Below are 15,484 nucleotides of genomic sequence, written 5' to 3' on the forward strand. Positions count from 1 at the left end.
TAGAAAGGGATTACCCATGTTTAATAAAGTTACGAAAACCTTCCAGTACGGCCAGCATCAAGTGACCCTGGAGACGGGCGAGATTGCGCGCCAGGCTTCCGGCGCCGTCATGGTGTCGATCGAAGACACCGTCGTCCTGGCTACCGTGGTGGCGCGCAAGGACGCCAAGCCAGGCCAGGATTTCTTTCCGCTGACCGTAGACTATGTAGAGAAAACGTACGCTGCGGGTAAGATCCCTGGCGGCTTCTTCAAGCGCGAAGGCCGTCCATCGGAAAAGGAAACCCTGACCAGCCGCCTGATTGACCGTCCGATCCGTCCGCTGTTCCCGGAAGGCTACCTGAACGAAGTGCAGGTCATCATTCACGTGCTGTCGGTCAACCCTGAGATTGACCCCGACATCGCCGCCATGATCGGCGCCTCGGCCGCCCTGTGCGTGTCGGGCGTGCCTTTCAACGGCCCGGTTGGCGCGGCGCGCGTCGGCTACGCCAACGGCCAGTACATCCTGAACCCGACCACAACCGAACTGAAGACATCGCAGATGGACCTGGTTGTTGCCGGTACCGAAACCGCCGTGCTGATGGTGGAATCGGAAGCCCAGCAACTGTCCGAAGAAATCATGCTTGGCGCCGTGGTCTTTGGCCACGACCAGATGAAGGCCGTGATCGAAGCCATCCACGAACTGGTGCGCGATGGCGGCAAGCCGGAAGTCGAATGGACGGCCCCGCCGAAAAATGAAGCGCTCATTTCGCGCGTGCAGGCACTGGCGGGCGACAACATCAACGCTGCCTACCAGATCCGCGACAAGGTTGCCCGTACCGCCAAGCTGAAGGCCACCTACGCCGAGCTGTATGCCACCCTGGCCGCCGACGCTGCCGCCAGCGGCACCTCGGCCCCGGACAATGCCGACGTCGGCAACGTCCTGTTCGACATGGAGTCGAAGGTCGTGCGTTCGCAGATCCTGTCGGGCGAGCCACGCATTGACGGGCGCGATACCCGCACCGTGCGTCCGATCGCGATCCGCACCAGCATCCTGCCGCGCACCCACGGTTCGGCCCTGTTCACCCGCGGTGAAACCCAGGCCCTGGTTGTGGCCACCCTCGGCACCGCCCGCGACAGCCAGAAGATCGACGCGCTGATGGGCGAGTACACCGACGACTTCATGATGCACTACAACATGCCTCCGTTCGCCACCGGCGAAACCGGCCGTGTTGGCACGCCGAAGCGCCGCGAAATCGGCCACGGCCGCCTGGCCAAGCGCGCGCTGATCGCCGCGCTGCCCAGCCCTGAAGACTTCAGCTACTCGGTGCGCCTGGTATCCGAAATCACCGAGTCCAATGGTTCCTCCTCGATGGCGTCGGTATGCGGCGGCTGCCTGGCACTGATGGACGCCGGCGTGCCGATGAAGGCACACGTTGCCGGCATCGCCATGGGCCTGATCAAGGAAGGCGGCAAGTTCGCCGTGCTGACCGACATCCTGGGTGACGAAGACCACCTCGGCGACATGGACTTCAAGGTAGCCGGTACGCCCGAAGGCATTACAGCGCTGCAGATGGACATCAAGATCATGGGCATCACCAAGGAAATCATGCAGGTCGCGCTGGCGCAAGCGAAGGAAGCGCGTCACCACATCCTCGGTGAAATGCAAAAGGCCATGCCGCACGTGAAGACCGAACTGTCGGACTTCGCACCGCGCCTGATCACCATCAAGATCAATCCGGAAAAGATCCGCGACGTGATCGGCAAGGGCGGCGCCGTCATTCGCGCGCTGACCGAAGAGACGGGCACCCAGATCGACATCAGCGACGAAGGCGTGGTCACCATCGCTTCCGTCGACGCTGCTGCCGGCCAGGAAGCCAAGCGCCGCATCGAAGAGCTGACCGCCTCGGTCGAAGTAGGCAAGACCTACGACGGCGTGGTGCTCAAGCTGCTCGACTTCGGCGCCATCGTCCAGGTCATGCCGGGCAAGGACGGCCTGCTGCACATCTCGCAGATCGCCAACGAGCGTGTGAACGCCGTTGCCGACTACCTGAAAGAAGGCCAGGCAGTGCGCGTCAAGGTCCTCGAGACCGACGACCGCGGCCGCCTCAAGCTGTCGATGAAAGCTGCCGACGGTGTCGAAGGCGCGCCAGCTGCCGTGTAAGCACCACAAGGCTCCGGCCTGAAAAAGACCGCCAGCGCGCAAGCCCTGGCGGTTTTTTTGTCAGCAGATATGTCGAGCAGCTAGACGTCCGGCGGGGCAGCCCGTGTGGCTGCGCTGCGCGCCGCATGCAAAAACCGCGTGACCTCTGGTATATTGCACCCATGCCTGCCATTGACCCCCGCATTGACGCCTATATCGGCGCTGCCCCGCCGTTTGCCCAGCCCATCCTGCATCATATTCGCGCCGTCATCCACCAAGCCTGTCCGCAGGTGGAAGAAACCATCAAATGGAGTCGCCCGCATTTCCAGTACAAGGGGATGCTGTGCCAGATGTCGGCTTTCAAGGCCCACTGCGCACTCGGGTTCTGGAAGGGCAAGCTGCTGTTCCCCGACTCGCCGCAAGAGGGCATGGGCCACTTTGGCCGCATCACCGCCATTACCGACCTGCCGTCTGAAGAAGCGCTGGGTGACATCATCAGGCAGGCCATGAAGTTCAATGACGAGGCAGAGAAGGCGCCGGCGCGCGATCGGCCGGCAGCGCGCGCGCTGGTGGTGCCTGAAGCGATGCAGACAGCGCTGGCGGCCAACGCGCAAGCGCAGGCCAGCTTCGACAAGGGCAGCGCGAGTTTCAAGCGCGAATACGTCGACTGGGTGGCCGGCGCCAGGACGGAGGCAACGCGCGCGCGGCGCCTGCAGCAGGCCGTGGAATGGCTGGCCGAGGGCAAGGCCCGCAACTGGAAATACGAAAAGTGACAAGCCGCTGACACGGCCATGAAAAAGCCGCCGGACCGACATGATGTCGGCCGGCGGCTTGTTTGTTGAACCAGTGCTTACTTGCCTGCTGGTGCTGGCAGGGCGCCGCCCGGTGCGGTGACGGTGAACTGGCCAAACGGCTTGAGCTGCTCGGCCACGGCCGACGGGTCGCCAACCACGACGATCGACTGCTTCTCGGGAGCGAAATACTTCTTGCCCATCTCGCGCACCTGCTCCGGCGTGACCTTCTGAATCATTGGCACGTACTTGCCCAGGAACTCGGGCGGCAGGCCCACCAGCCAGTTCTGCGCCAGCGTTGAAGCCACGGCGTTCTGCAGCTGGTTGCTGAGCAAATAGGTGCCGGCGATGTAGCGCTTGTTCATCTCCATTTCCGGCGCCGGCACCAGCTCGGTGCCGAGGCGGCGGTACTCGCCCTGGAATTCCTTGAGCGCGGCCCCGGTGACCTCGTTGCGCACATCGGCGCCGCCGACGATGCTGCCGCCGTTGCGGTAGGTGCGCGCTCCTGCATACGCACCGTAGGTGTAACCCTTTTCTTCACGCAGGTTCAGGTTCACGCGGCTGCTGAAGCCGCCGCCAATGATGGTGCTGGCCAGGCGCAGCGGCACCAGGTCGTCGGTGGTGGCGGCCATGCCGGGGCTGCCCAGGCGCACGGTCGACTGCACGCTGCCCTCGCGCGGCAGTACCAGGCGGGCCGGCGCCACGCTTGGCGCGGCACTTTGCGGCTCGGGCAGTGCTTCGCCTTCCGCCTTCCAGTCGCCAAACTCGGCCTGCGCCAGCTTCATGGCTTCGGCCGACGTGATGCGGCCGGTGACCACCAGCAGCGCGCGCTCGGGCCGGAAGCGCTTTTTGTGTTCGGCCGCCAGCAGCTGTGCGCTGTTGGCATTGATCGACTCCACGGTCGGCGTGGTGGTGGCGTACGGATGGTCACCGTAAATGGCCTTGTTCAGGGCGCGCTCGGCCAGGTAGCCCGGCTGCGCTTCGGCCGCCTTCAGTCCCTGCAAGGCGTTGGCCTTGGCCAGTGCCACTTCCTTGGCCGGGAACGACGGCGTGCGCGCCACTTCAGCGAGCAGGTCCATCATGGGGGCAGCCTGCGATGCCAGGGCATTGGCATAGACGATGATGCCATCGTGGCTGGAGCCGGCACCGACCGAGCCGCCCATGCCTTGCGCCGCTTCGGCAATGGCGCGCGAATCGCGCTTGACCGTGCCTTCGTTGAGCATACCGGCCAGCATGTTGGCAAAGCCGGCCTGCTGCTTGTCATCGGCGCTGTGGCCGGCGCCGCGTACCGCGAGCACATAGTCGACACGGGGCAGGCCGTCACGCGGCATGACCCAGACCGTCAGGCCATTGGCCAGGGTCTTCTTGTCGATTTTCGGCGCCGGGATCGCCTTGTCCGGGCCAAACTTGGGAACCTGCGAGGCGGCCGGCGCGGCGGGCTTGGTGGTTTCGGTGGCTGCCGCGGCGCCGGCACCATCCTGGGCAAACGCGGCCGGTGTGAACAGGGCGCTGATCGCCAGTGTGAGCATCAGTTTTTTCATGGATGCGCTCCTTATTTCTTTGCAGCGTCAGCCACTGGCGCTGGGGCGGCCGGTGCTGCAGGTGCGGTTTTAGGTGCGACCTTGCGGTCGATGACGGTGCGGTTGGCGCGCGTGAGGTAGGTCGCTGCCACACGCTGCAGGTCGGCCGAGGTCACGCCTTCGATCCAGCCTGGCACCTTGTTGACCACATTCGCGTCGCCCCATACCGTTTGCAGGCGCGCGACGGTGTCGGCGCGGCTCATGAAGCTCTCGAGCGAGTTGTACCAGTCGGCCAGCATCTGGGTCTTGACCCGCTTGAGGGTGGCGGCATCCACGCCGTTCTTGACGACCTTGGCGATTTCCTCGTCCATGGCGGCCAGCAGCGCGTCGGCCGTGGTGGTGGGCTTGTACAGCGCAAAGATGGTAAACAGGGTCGGGCCGTCGTATTCCCATGGGCTGACCAGGCCGAACATGCTGTTCACGTTCAGCGCCAGCTCGCGGCCCTTGACCAGGCCCTGGTACATGGTGGAGGCGTCGCCGCCGGCCAGCAGTTCGCCCAGCACCGCCATCGGGGCCTGGTCGCGGCTACCGCGCGCCGGCATCTTCCAGGCGGCGGCCACGGCCGGCACCTGGGCCAGCGTGTCCTGCTGCTCGATGCGCTTTTCAGCCGTGCCAAGCGGCTCGCTGAAGTCGCCCGATGGCGGGGTGGGGCGCTTGGGGATGGCGCCGAAATACTTCTGGGCCAGGGCAAAGCCCTTGGCCGGCGTCACGTCGCCGGCAATGGCGATCACGGCATTGTTGGGGCCATAGTAATCGCGGTGGAAGGCGCGCACGTCTTCCACGGTGGCGCCTTCGAGGTCCTTGAAGCTGCCGTAGCCGTCGTGGTTGTTCTCCCACTTGTCAAACGCCAGCTGCCCGATGTCGAGCCACATGAAGCCGCCATAGGGCTGGTTCTTGACGTTGACGCGGATCTCTTCCTTGACCACGTCCTGCTGGTTCTTCAGCGTTTTCTCGTTGAAGTCGAGCGTCTTCATGCGGTCCGCTTCGAGCCACAGGATCGAGTCGATTGCCGATACCGGCGCCGCTTCGATGTAATTGGTGAAGTCGGGACGGGTCGAACCATTGTTGCGGCCGCCGCCGCCGGTGATGGTGCTGTCGAACACGCCCTTCGGTGCATTCGGGGTTCCCTGGAACATCAGGTGCTCGAACAGGTGCGCAAAGCCGGTGCGGTTCTTCGGCTCAAGGCGCATGCCCACGTGGTACACCACCGACACGCCAATGGTGGGCGACGAGTGGTCGGGCGAGACGATGACGGTCAGGCCGTTATCGAGTTTCTTGACGCTGACGGGGATCTTCCAGCTGTCGCTGGCGGCGCTGGCCGCGAGCGACAGGGACAGACCTGCCAGTAACAGGGTAATCTGACGCATGTGCATGTGTACCTCTAAAGTGGCCTGGAAAGGTTCGGGCAATGTTCTCGCTTCGCCCGGCGGGAAATCTTAACCGAAGACGCCCCTTGCCGAGCAACTATCGTATATGTATGTTCCCCGCATGAAAAAGCCGCCGGGGCCAGGGCGCCGGCGGCTGAGGTGTTGAGGCGTGCTGCCCGCATGGGGCGCGCAGGCAGTTAGGCTGACCTGGCGCGGCGCCGCACGCTAAAGCCCAGTACGCCCAGGCCGGCCAGCATCAGCCCCACCGGAGCCGGTTCCGGCACGGCGGCAATGGCCGATGGTCCCAGCATCAGGTTGCCGTAGTACTTGCCTGCGGCATTGGTGCTGAGCGCGCCGCTGACCTGCACCGTGTAGCTGCCAGATGCCAGGTTGTCGACATCGAGCAGCCAGCCGGTGCCGGCAGCGGTGGAGCTGCCCACGGTGTTGCCTTTGCTGTCGAGCAGGGTGAAGCCGGTAATGCTCAGGCTCTTGTTGGCACCGTTGCCGAGCGAAAGATCGGCGTTGAAGTCGCCCATCTCGCCGAGCGTGAATTGATAGCGGTTGTGGAAGGTCGCGCCGGCATTGCCGCCGGTGAGGACTTGCTCAAAAGACGCTTTGTTGTCCACCAGCGTGATATCGGTCGTGGTGCTGGCGATCGGTCCCGCAAAAGCTGACTGCGACATCAGCGTGGCCGAGGCCAGTGCGATCGCAGACAGGAAGGCTCTGGATTTATTCATGGTTTGACACCTCAATGAGGGCCTTCAGACGAAGGCTGGGGTTATGCAAGTGAGTGTAGCATTGCGGGTGCCAATGTAGCATCGCCGCCAGGTCCAGCAAGGAGGATGAGGCCGCCTGCTTACAACTTGTAGCAAATTGCAAGGAGTAAAGAGAAGATGCCTGCTGAACAGGCAAGGCGCGCCGTTCATAGGGGACGGCGTCCATTGTCATTTCCGCTAGTAAACGGAATGGATACTCGGGTGCACCGATGTAGGATAATTCCTATCTTTACAGGAGAAACTCAGGCAAGCGCCTGGCCCAGCCGCTTGCCCAGGCATAGCAGCGTGAGCGTGGGCGGCAAGCCCCAGGCGGCGGGAATGACGGAGGCGTCGCACACATACAGTCCCTCGGTCCGGGTGCGCAGGTTGCCGTCCACGCCGTGGCCGATGCGCACACTGCCGCCGGGATGGGCGGCGAAATGCCAGGTCTTGAAGATGTTGCGCGCGCCGCAGGCACGCAGGATGTCGCGCGCCATGCCGATGCCCAGGGCCAGGCGGGCGCGGTCGGGCGCCTGCAGGGTCTTGTCGGCCCAGCGCGGCCCGGTACTGCCGGAAATCTCATCGCGAATCTTGACCATGATCGACAGCGTGCGGCGGTGCGCAAACAGGCGGTCGAGCCGGCCCACCTGCGCCGCGAACGCCTGGTACATGGGTGCCGGCAGGGTGAGGTCGGCCAGCGAGACGCCTTGCGCATCGAGCCGCATGCCGCACGCCATGGGCACTTCGGCCCCGCCCTCCACATCGGGTACGCTACCCATGACGGCCACCACCGGGTCGCTGAAGAATGGGCTGGTGCGGGGCCAGATGCCGGACGCGTGCAGCAGGCGTGGACTGCCGATGCCCCCGGCGGCCAGGACGACCAGCGGTGCCTGCGCCTGCAGCTGCTGGCCGCCGCGCGTGTACTGCACGCCCGCCGCCCGGCCATTGTCGATGATCACCCGCGTGGCGCGGGCGCGATCGATCAGGACGGCGCCATGGCGGCACGCTTCATCAATGAAGTCGCGCGCGCTCCACTTGGCACCAAAAGGGCAGCCGTACACGCAGCGCCAGCAGCCGCTGCGGCAGCTCTGTGGACGGATCATTTTTTCCAGCTTGTGCCAGGTGAAGCCGGCCTCGCGCGCGCCCTGGGCAATGCGCGTGGCCATGGGGCCGATCAGCTGGTCGGGCAGGGGGGCGATGGGCAGCTCGGCGCGCAGTGCGGCCAGGGCGGGGCCCAGGTCCACGCCCAGCGGGGCGAACATGGCTGCCGGGGGATCGGCCGCGGTGGCGAAATTGATGGTGGAGCTGCCGCCGGCGCCCGTGCCCTGGACCAGCAATGAAGCGTCGCGGTGCACAAAGGCGCCGCGCCCCGGCACCGCGGCGTAGCGGGCCATCTGTCCCAGCGTGCCGGTCACCGCTTCTGCGCTGCCTTGTTCCAGGATCAGTACGTGGCGCCCGCGCAAGGCCAGTTCGCGCGCCACGGCCGAGCCGCCCGGACCGCTGCCCACCACGATGGCGTCGTAGAAATCTGGGGTGACCGGATCGGGCATGGGAGCTCTGCAAGGTGAAAGTGCGCCAGTATCGCCTGATCCCCGCTTTTCGTCGACTGGGTGGCCAAAAATGCAGTTCGTCGCAATCCGGTGGAGGCGCGCGGGCGGCGTGGCTATAGTGACTACATCGGCGCACCAGCGCGCACACTTCTTCGGGATTACCATCATGAACATCGCCAACAACATGGAAGCCATCTTTGTCGCCGCCCTGGCCCTTGCAGGCATGAGCGGCATTGCGACCGCCTCGCGCCCCGTGACCACGGAGTCAAGCGTCCAGTCCGGCAAGGTGCAGGCCGTCACCATCAGCGCCAGCCGCCTGACGCTTGCGGAAAAAGCTGCCGCACAATAATCTGGAAAACCCCGCGTGATGCTGGTAGTGTCAGCACCAGCGCGCGTGAATTTGCAACGATAACGATAGCGCAATCGCTGTCCGGAGAGTGTATGACGTATTTATCCCGCCTTGTGCTGGCGCTGGCCGTGTTTGGCTGGTCCGGGGGCTGCCTGGCCGGTGCCGACGATACCGTGTCGCAGTCGCGCACGCTGGACCTGCGCGTGGCGCGGGTCAAGCTCGAAGGCCTGGTCGACCTCAAGCTGCGCCAGGGGCCGGCAGCCACGCTGGTCATCTCGGGCGACCAGGCACTGATGGCCAGGTCCAGCACCCAGGTCGAGGGCGACACCATCACCATCGCCACCGAGGGCAGCGTGATGCGCTTGTCGCGGCGCCAGTTGCTGCGCGCCGAGCTGACCCTGCCACAGTTGCGCGAAGTGGCCTCCGACAGCGTCGGCACGGCCGAGATCCATGGCTTTTCCGGCGACGAACTGGACCTCAAGCTCGATGGTGCGGGGGCCATGCAGGTCCACTGCGCCTATCGCCTGGTCAACGCCGTGCTGGGCGGGGTGGGCAGCATGGAGATCCACGGCACCATGGCCGAAGGCATCGACCTGAACCTGCGCGGCGCCGGCGTGCTTCGCCTGCGCGGCAGCGGCAAGTGGCTCAGGGCCAGCCTGAGCGGACTTGGCAACCTGGACGCCAGGCACTTCCCGGTCGACAGTGCCCAGCTCGACCTGTCGGGCCTGGGCAATGCCACGGTATGGGCGCGCCAGCACGTCCGGCTCGATCTGTCCGGCATGGGATCGGTCACGGTCCATGGCAAGCCGGTGGCCCGCAGCGTCAACGTCAATGGCCTTGGCTCGGTCAACTGGAAGTAAGGCGACCCTGGCACCCTGGCCCCGACACCGAGACATGAAAACACTATTTGTTGCGGTCACCATCGCAATCTGCCTTGCCGGCAACGCATGGGCAGGCTTCAAGGAAGGCGCCCAGGCGTACAACGCCAGGCAGTACGCGCGCGCGCTCAAGGAAATCACCCCGCTGGCCAAATCCGGCCACGCCGACGCCCAGCATCTGCTGGGCCTGATGTACTACATGGGGCGCGGCGTGGCGCGCGACTACCGCCAGGCCCTGCACTGGCACCGCAAGGCGGCCGAGCAGGGCAAGGCCGACGCCCAGTATGTGGTGGGCGCCATGTATTACACGGGCAATGCGGTCGCGGCCGATCAGCGCCAGGCCGTGGCCTGGTTTCGGCGCGCCGCCGAAAAAGGCCATGCCGGGGCCCAGCACGCACTGGCCCTGATGTACCGCTATCACGCGGCCGGGCTGCCCCAGGACAAAGTGCTCGCCTACATGCTGTGGAGCCTGGCCGCCGCCGGCGGCAACACCAGTGCGCTCGAGCAGCGCGCCGAGATCGCCAAGCGCATGACTCCCGAACAAATCGAAGAGGCGCTCGGCATGTCGCGAGCGTGGCGCCCCGGCACCCCCTTACCCACCCGATCACGTACCGGAGAAAATGCATGAGGCGTTGTTTGACACAGTGGACCATCCTGGCGGCGCTGGCAGCGAGCATGGCGCCGGTCCTGGCGCAGGCGGCGAACGCGCCGGCGCCGCTGGCCGACCATCACCAGCACCTGTTTAGCCCGGCAATTGTGGCCGTGGTGGGCCTGCCGCCGGGCAGTCCCAGTTATCTGGGTGCGGCCGATATTGTGGGCTTGCTCGACCAGGCCGGGACGCGGCGCGCAGCCGTGCTGTCGGTGGCTTACATGTATGGCAGCCCCAAGCGCAAGATCGAGAACGAGTACGACAAGGTCAAGGCCGAGAACGATTGGACGCTGTCAGAAACCGAGAAGTTCCCCGGGCGCCTGAAGGCCATGTGCGGCGTTAATCCGCTCAAGGACTACGCCCTGGCCGAATTGGCGCGCTGCGCCGGCGAGGCGCGCTTTGGCCGCGCCATCAAGCTCCACTTTGGCAATTCGGACGTGGAAGTGGACAAGCCGGAACACATGGCCAAGCTCAAGCAGTTCTTCAGCGCCGCCAACGGGCACGGCATGGGTTTGATTGTCCACATGCGCGCGTCGATTTCACTCAAGCGGCCGTACGGCGCGGACCAGGCCAGGGTGTTTTTGGAGCAGCTCATGCCGCTGGTGCCGGACGTGCCGGTGCAGCTGGCCCACATGGCAGGCACCGGCCCCGGCTACGATGACCCGCCATCGGACGCGGCCATGGCCGTCATGGCCGATGCTGCCGCGGCGCGCGATCCGCGCACCCGCAATCTGTGGTTCGATGTGGCGTCGGTGGCTGACGCCGAGATTGCGCCGGCCCATGCGGCCAAGCTGGTCGAACGCATCCGCCGTGCCGGGGTGGGGCGCATCCTGTACGGCACCGACGCGGCCGTGGGCACCAACCTGCGCCCGCGCCAGTCGTGGGAAGCGTTCAGCAAGCTGCCGCTGACGCCAGCCGAGCTGCGCACCATTGCCACCAACGTCGCGCCCTACCTGCGCCAGGATTGAGGCGGCAATGCCGGGTTCCGCCGCCACCTTGGGGCAAAGGAAGGCGACCGGCAGGCACCAAAAAAAAGCCGCTCAATGAGCGGCTTTGTGCATGCTGCCAGAACTATCAGGCGGCGCGCTTGCGGCGGCGTGCCATGGCCAGGCCAAGGCCGCCAACGGCCAGCAGGCCCAGGCTTGCAGGTTCCGGTACTTCACCGATCTGGCCGGCGATTTCATACTGGAAGTTGCCCATCCAGGTGGTATCGGTGCCGGTCCATGCGCTGCACGAGCCGGTCAGGCTGGTGCTCGAGCAGTAGGTGTAGCCTTGCCAGGTCAGGCCAGGGGCGCTGGTGACCGGGGACGTGTAGGTGTAGGCGTCCGAGCCGCTCACTGCCACCAGGCGGTAGCTGGTATTGGCCGACAGGGTCACTGGTGCCACCGAGGCGTAGCGATAGAAGCCGTTCAGGGTGTCGCCGCTCTGGACGCTGGTCGATGCCAGCAGGGTGTTGCTGCCTTCGAGATACAGGCCAACCTGGATGCCACCGGCGGTCACAAAACCATCACCGCCTGCATCGTAGGCGCCCAGGGACAGCACGCTGATGTCTTCCGCGCCCACGGTGAAGCGCTCGCCGAAGGCCCAGCTGCCATTGGTGTAGGCATTGACGTTGCTGACTTCAAAAGCGGTGACGGGTGCTGCGTGCGAGGATGCGGCTGCGCTTGCGCACAGGGCCGCTGCAATAATGTACTTTTTCATGGAAACCCCTTGATTGTTATGGTGTACATACGGGATAGCAATTAGCATGCCACAAAGAAAAACTTTTTAAAAATCAATTACTTGAAAATTCATAATAACAATTGCCTATATAGAATGTAAGGTTTCCCGACATCCAGCTTGACGCGCGCGGAAAACACGCGCGCCGCGCCATCGCCGTACAATCATGGTTTTGACGTGAGCAACCATGCGTGCGATTGAAATCAAGCAATCAGGCGGTCCGGAAGTCTTGCAGCTGTGTGAGCGTCCCCTCCCGCAGCTGGCAAGCGGCGAAGTCCTGATCAGGGTGCATGCGGCCGGCGTCAACCGTCCGGATGTGCTGCAGCGCCTGGGGCACTACCCGGTGCCGGCCGGCGCCTCGGACCTGCCGGGCCTGGAGGTGGCAGGCGAGATAGTCGACGGCGACCTGTCCAGGAGCCCGTTCAAAAAGGGTGACCTGGTGTGCGCACTGGTGCAGGGCGGTGGCTACGCCGAATATTGCGCGGCGCCCCTGCAGCAATGCTTGCCGGTACCGGCCGGCCTGTCCGCCCTGGAAGCGGCCTCGCTGCCGGAAACCTTCTTTACGGTCTGGAGCAATGTCTTCGACCGCGCCCACCTGTCCGGCGCCGACACCCTGCTGGTGCAAGGCGGCACGTCCGGCATCGGCGTGACGGCCATCCAGATGGCAGCTGCCCTCGGTCACCGCGTATTTGCCACCGCCGGCAGTGACGAGAAAGCGCGCGCCTGCGAAGCGCTGGGCGCCGAGCGCGGCATCAACTACCGCACGGAAGATTTCGTCACCGTGGTCAAGGAGCTGACCGGGGGCAAGGGCGCCGATGTCATTCTCGACATGGTGGCCGGCGACTACATCGCACGCGAAATCAATTGCCTGGCCGACGATGGCCGCATTGCCCTCATTGCCCTGTTGGGCGGCGCCAAGGCCACCCTGGACCTGGGCCAGGTGCTGCGCCGGCGCCTGTCGATCAGCGGCTCCACCCTGCGTCCGCGCCCCGTCGCCTTCAAGGCAGCCATTGCCTGGCGCCTGCAGGAAAAAGTCTGGCCCTTGATCGAAGCCGGCCAGATCCGTCCCGTCATTTTCCGCACCTTTGGGCTGGAGCAGGCGGCCCAGGCGCACGCGCTGATGGAAACGTCGACCCATATCGGCAAGATCATGCTCCAGGTTTTGCCTATTGTTTGACCAGCCCTCGCGCGGGAGTTAAAATAGCGGGTTAATTAAATTTGGATTGGTATGCGCCGCAAACTCGTCGTAGGTAACTGGAAAATGAATGGCAGCCTTGCAACGAATGCAAGCCTGCTCGCTGGCATTGCCGAAGGCCTCGGTGAGAACAGTGCTTACTGCGCCGTGTGCGCACCGGCGCCTTACCTGGCGCAGTGCCAGGCGCTGCTTTCGGGCAGCGAAATCGGCTGGGGCGCGCAGGATGTGTCGGCGCACGCTGCCGGTGCCTATACCGGCGAAGTGTCGGCATCGATGCTGGCCGACGTTGGCTGCGGTTACGTCATTGTGGGTCACTCCGAGCGGCGCGCCTATCATGGCGAAAGCAGCGAACTGGTGGCCAACAAGACGGTCGCCGCGCTCGAAGCGGGCCTGACCCCGATCGTCTGCGTGGGCGAAACACTGGCCGAGCGCGAAGCAGGGCAGACCAGCGCCGTGGTGGCGGGCCAGCTGCAGGCCGTGCTGGACGCCATTGGCGAGCGCATGAGCGATATCGTCATTGCCTACGAGCCCGTGTGGGCCATCGGCACCGGCAAGACTGCCACGCCCGCGATGGCGCAGGAAGTGCACCAGCAGCTGCGCGCGCAGTTGGCCGGTCAGAACAAGGAAGCGGCCGAGGCCGTGCAGATCCTGTACGGCGGCAGCATGAAGCCGGACAATGCGGCCGAACTGATGGCGCAGCCCGACATTGACGGTGGCCTGATCGGCGGCGCGGCGCTCAAGGCGTCCGACTTCCTGGCGATCATCGCGGCCGGCAGCGCGCCGGATCAGTAAGCGCAATGGTCATTCGACAAGTAATTAGAAACGCAGTTAACCCTGGAATGGAATTGAAATGAACTCGTTGCAAAATCTGGTTGTTCTTGTGCAGGTTATCTCCGCCCTGGCGATCATCATCCTGGTGTTGCTCCAGCACGGCAAGGGTGCGGACATGGGCGCTGCCTTCGGTTCGGGCGCCTCGGGCAGCCTGTTTGGCGCCAGCGGCTCGTCGAACTTCATGTCCAAGCTGACCGGCGCGTCGGCAGCCGTGTTTTTCGTCTCGACCCTGATCCTGGCCAACTTTGCCAGTGAGCGCGACACCGGCGTGGATGGCGGCATCATGGAGCGCGCGGCCCAGCCAGCACCGGTTACCGGTCCGGCTGCCATTCCCCAGGCCGCTCCCGTAGCACCGGCGCCGGCCGCAGCGGTGCCCCCGGCGCCGGCGGCCACGGTTGCCCCGGCCACCACCGACGTGCCGGCTGTTGCACCGGCCCCGGCCAAGTAAGCTGCCCGGCATTTAGGCAAGCAATACAGCAGTAGCGCCGCGCATGCGGCCAGCGGTAAAAAGAATCAAAGTTTTTAAGTTTTATCCTTGTTATATCGCAAGTTCGCATTGAATACAGCACTGTAACAATGTACAATAGCGGACTTCAATGCCGACGTGGTGAAATTGGTAGACACGCTATCTTGAGGGGGTAGTGGCGCAAGCTGTGCGAGTTCGAGTCTCGCCGTCGGCACCAAGAATGCAAGAAGAAGCCAGCAAGGAGACTGAGTGGTAACTCATGATCTGAGCTGGCTTTTTCACGAGATCAGTCGCTGCGGTCACGGTGCCAGGCTCGATGCCCGGATCGCGCAACCAGGCCCTGCGCAGTCGCTGCGCAGCGTTTATCAACCGATCATTCAATATGGGCTCATCCGTGATCCTCGAAAATTACTTCCCCGTTTTAATGTTTATCCTGGTGGGCATCGGTGTCGGCGTGGTGCCGCAGGTGCTGGGCTATCTGCTGGGCCAGAACAAGCCGGATGCGGCCAAGCTGTCGCCTTACGAGTGCGGTTTCGAAGCCTTCGAAGACGCCCGCATGAAATTCGATGTCCGCTACTATCTGGTAGCGATCCTGTTCATTTTGTTTGATCTGGAAACGGCGTTTTTCTTCCCATGGGGCGTCTCCATGCAGGAATTGGGCTGGTCCGGCTATGTGACGATGATGGTCTTCATCGCCGAGTTCGTGGTCGGTTTTTGGTATATCTGGAAGAAAGGTGCCCTTGATTGGGAATAAGCCATGTCAATTGAAGGCGTATTAAACGAAGGTTTCGTCACCACGACGGCAGACAAGCTGATTAACTGGGCGCGCACCGGGTCAATGTTCCCGATGACGTTCGGCCTGGCGTGCTGCGCGGTCGAAATGATGCACACGGGCGCTGCCCGCTACGACATGGACCGTTTCGGTGTCGTGTTCCGTCCATCCCCGCGCCAGTCCGACGTCATGATCGTGGCCGGCACGCTGTGCAACAAGATGGCCCCGGCCCTGCGCAAGGTCTACGACCAGATGCCCGAGCCGCGCTGGGTCATCTCGATGGGTTCCTGCGCCAACGGCGGCGGCTACTACCATTATTCGTACTCGGTGGTGCGCGGCTGCGACCGCATTGTGCCGGTCGACGTCTACGTGCCGGGCTGCCCGCCGACGGCCGAGGCGCTGCTGTACGGCATTCTGCAGCTGCAGAACAAGATCAAGCGCACCAACACCATCGCTCGCTAAT

Annotated in this window: 16 protein-coding genes and 1 tRNA gene; 12 read left to right on the top strand and 5 right to left on the bottom strand. The window is 64.3% G+C overall.

The genetic code is table 11. From position 1 onward, the window contains the following. Window positions 1-16 precede the first annotated feature (16 nt). Together pnp and KY495_RS16675 are read left to right on the top strand one after the other, a co-directional pair. Window positions 17-2,140 (top strand): polyribonucleotide nucleotidyltransferase, encoded by a 2,124-nt coding sequence (gene pnp, locus KY495_RS16670; protein WP_219880497.1) that lies wholly within the window; start codon window positions 17-19, stop codon window positions 2,138-2,140. A 161-nt stretch (window positions 2,141-2,301) separates the two neighbouring features. After that, on the top strand, window positions 2,302-2,892 hold the full coding sequence (locus KY495_RS16675; RefSeq protein ID WP_219880498.1) for a YdeI/OmpD-associated family protein: 591 nt from the start codon (window positions 2,302-2,304) through the stop codon (window positions 2,890-2,892). A gap of 77 nt (window positions 2,893-2,969) precedes the next feature. On the opposite strand, the gene KY495_RS16680 is transcribed toward KY495_RS16675, so the two are convergent. The 4 genes from KY495_RS16680 to KY495_RS16695 all read right to left on the bottom strand — a co-directional run bounded on the left by KY495_RS16680 (window position 2,970) and on the right by KY495_RS16695 (window position 8,162). Beyond that, on the bottom strand, window positions 2,970-4,451 hold the full coding sequence (locus KY495_RS16680) for a pitrilysin family protein (protein WP_219880499.1): 1,482 nt from the start codon (window positions 4,449-4,451) through the stop codon (window positions 2,970-2,972). 11 nt (window positions 4,452-4,462) lie between these two features. After that, window positions 4,463-5,857, bottom strand: coding sequence for a pitrilysin family protein (locus tag KY495_RS16685; protein ID WP_229518337.1), 1,395 nt, complete (start codon window positions 5,855-5,857; stop codon window positions 4,463-4,465). Between the two features lie 197 nt (window positions 5,858-6,054). Continuing rightward, a complete protein-coding gene (locus KY495_RS16690; protein ID WP_219880501.1) occupies window positions 6,055-6,594 on the bottom strand; it encodes an FxDxF family PEP-CTERM protein in 540 nt (179 codons plus the stop codon). A 281-nt stretch (window positions 6,595-6,875) separates the two neighbouring features. Then, window positions 6,876-8,162 carry a GMC family oxidoreductase N-terminal domain-containing protein gene (locus KY495_RS16695; protein WP_219880502.1) on the bottom strand — a complete coding sequence of 429 codons (1,287 nt, stop codon included), beginning with the start codon at window positions 8,160-8,162 and terminating at the stop codon, window positions 6,876-6,878. 166 nt (window positions 8,163-8,328) lie between these two features. Here KY495_RS16695 and KY495_RS16700 point away from each other — a divergent pair, with 166 nt between their 5' ends. The 4 genes from KY495_RS16700 to KY495_RS16715 all read left to right on the top strand — a co-directional run bounded on the left by KY495_RS16700 (window position 8,329) and on the right by KY495_RS16715 (window position 11,006). Next, window positions 8,329-8,511: a hypothetical protein gene (locus tag KY495_RS16700; RefSeq protein ID WP_219880503.1), complete on the top strand. Its 183-nt coding sequence runs from the start codon at window positions 8,329-8,331 to the stop codon at window positions 8,509-8,511. A gap of 92 nt (window positions 8,512-8,603) precedes the next feature. Continuing rightward, on the top strand, window positions 8,604-9,371 hold the full coding sequence (locus KY495_RS16705; RefSeq protein WP_219880504.1) for a GIN domain-containing protein: 768 nt from the start codon (window positions 8,604-8,606) through the stop codon (window positions 9,369-9,371). 34 nt (window positions 9,372-9,405) lie between these two features. Beyond that, the gene (locus tag KY495_RS16710) at window positions 9,406-10,017 is read left to right on the top strand and encodes a tetratricopeptide repeat protein (RefSeq protein ID WP_219880505.1); all 612 of its coding nucleotides are present in this window, start codon (window positions 9,406-9,408) and stop codon (window positions 10,015-10,017) included. Then, window positions 10,014-11,006 carry an amidohydrolase family protein gene (locus tag KY495_RS16715; protein ID WP_219880506.1) on the top strand — a complete coding sequence of 331 codons (993 nt, stop codon included), beginning with the start codon at window positions 10,014-10,016 and terminating at the stop codon, window positions 11,004-11,006. The genes KY495_RS16710 and KY495_RS16715 overlap by 4 nt, the downstream gene beginning before the upstream one ends. A 106-nt stretch (window positions 11,007-11,112) precedes the next feature. Here the strand turns inward: KY495_RS16715 and KY495_RS16720 are convergent, their stop codons facing one another. Then, window positions 11,113-11,739 (bottom strand): PEP-CTERM sorting domain-containing protein, encoded by a 627-nt coding sequence (locus KY495_RS16720; RefSeq protein WP_219880507.1) that lies wholly within the window; start codon window positions 11,737-11,739, stop codon window positions 11,113-11,115. 205 nt (window positions 11,740-11,944) lie between these two features. Here KY495_RS16720 and KY495_RS16725 point away from each other — a divergent pair, with 205 nt between their 5' ends. The 6 genes from KY495_RS16725 to KY495_RS16750 all read left to right on the top strand — a co-directional run bounded on the left by KY495_RS16725 (window position 11,945) and on the right by KY495_RS16750 (window position 15,483). Next, window positions 11,945-12,934 (top strand): NAD(P)H-quinone oxidoreductase, encoded by a 990-nt coding sequence (locus KY495_RS16725; protein ID WP_219880508.1) that lies wholly within the window; start codon window positions 11,945-11,947, stop codon window positions 12,932-12,934. A 51-nt stretch (window positions 12,935-12,985) separates the two neighbouring features. Then, a complete protein-coding gene (tpiA, locus tag KY495_RS16730) occupies window positions 12,986-13,744 on the top strand; it encodes a triose-phosphate isomerase (protein WP_219880509.1) in 759 nt (252 codons plus the stop codon). 58 nt (window positions 13,745-13,802) lie between these two features. After that, a complete protein-coding gene (secG, locus tag KY495_RS16735) occupies window positions 13,803-14,231 on the top strand; it encodes a preprotein translocase subunit SecG (RefSeq protein ID WP_219880510.1) in 429 nt (142 codons plus the stop codon). A 150-nt stretch (window positions 14,232-14,381) separates the two neighbouring features. Then, window positions 14,382-14,466 (top strand) — tRNA-Leu (locus tag KY495_RS16740). Between the two features lie 177 nt (window positions 14,467-14,643). After that, window positions 14,644-15,003: an NADH-quinone oxidoreductase subunit A gene (locus KY495_RS16745; protein WP_219884290.1), complete on the top strand. Its 360-nt coding sequence runs from the start codon at window positions 14,644-14,646 to the stop codon at window positions 15,001-15,003. A gap of 3 nt (window positions 15,004-15,006) precedes the next feature. After that, window positions 15,007-15,483 carry an NADH-quinone oxidoreductase subunit B family protein gene (locus KY495_RS16750; RefSeq protein WP_073213022.1) on the top strand — a complete coding sequence of 159 codons (477 nt, stop codon included), beginning with the start codon at window positions 15,007-15,009 and terminating at the stop codon, window positions 15,481-15,483. The last annotated feature ends 1 nt before the right edge of the window (window position 15,484 follow it).

It is taken from the genome of Massilia sp. PAMC28688, from assembly GCF_019443445.1.
Lineage (GTDB): Bacteria > Pseudomonadota > Gammaproteobacteria > Burkholderiales > Burkholderiaceae_D > Telluria_A.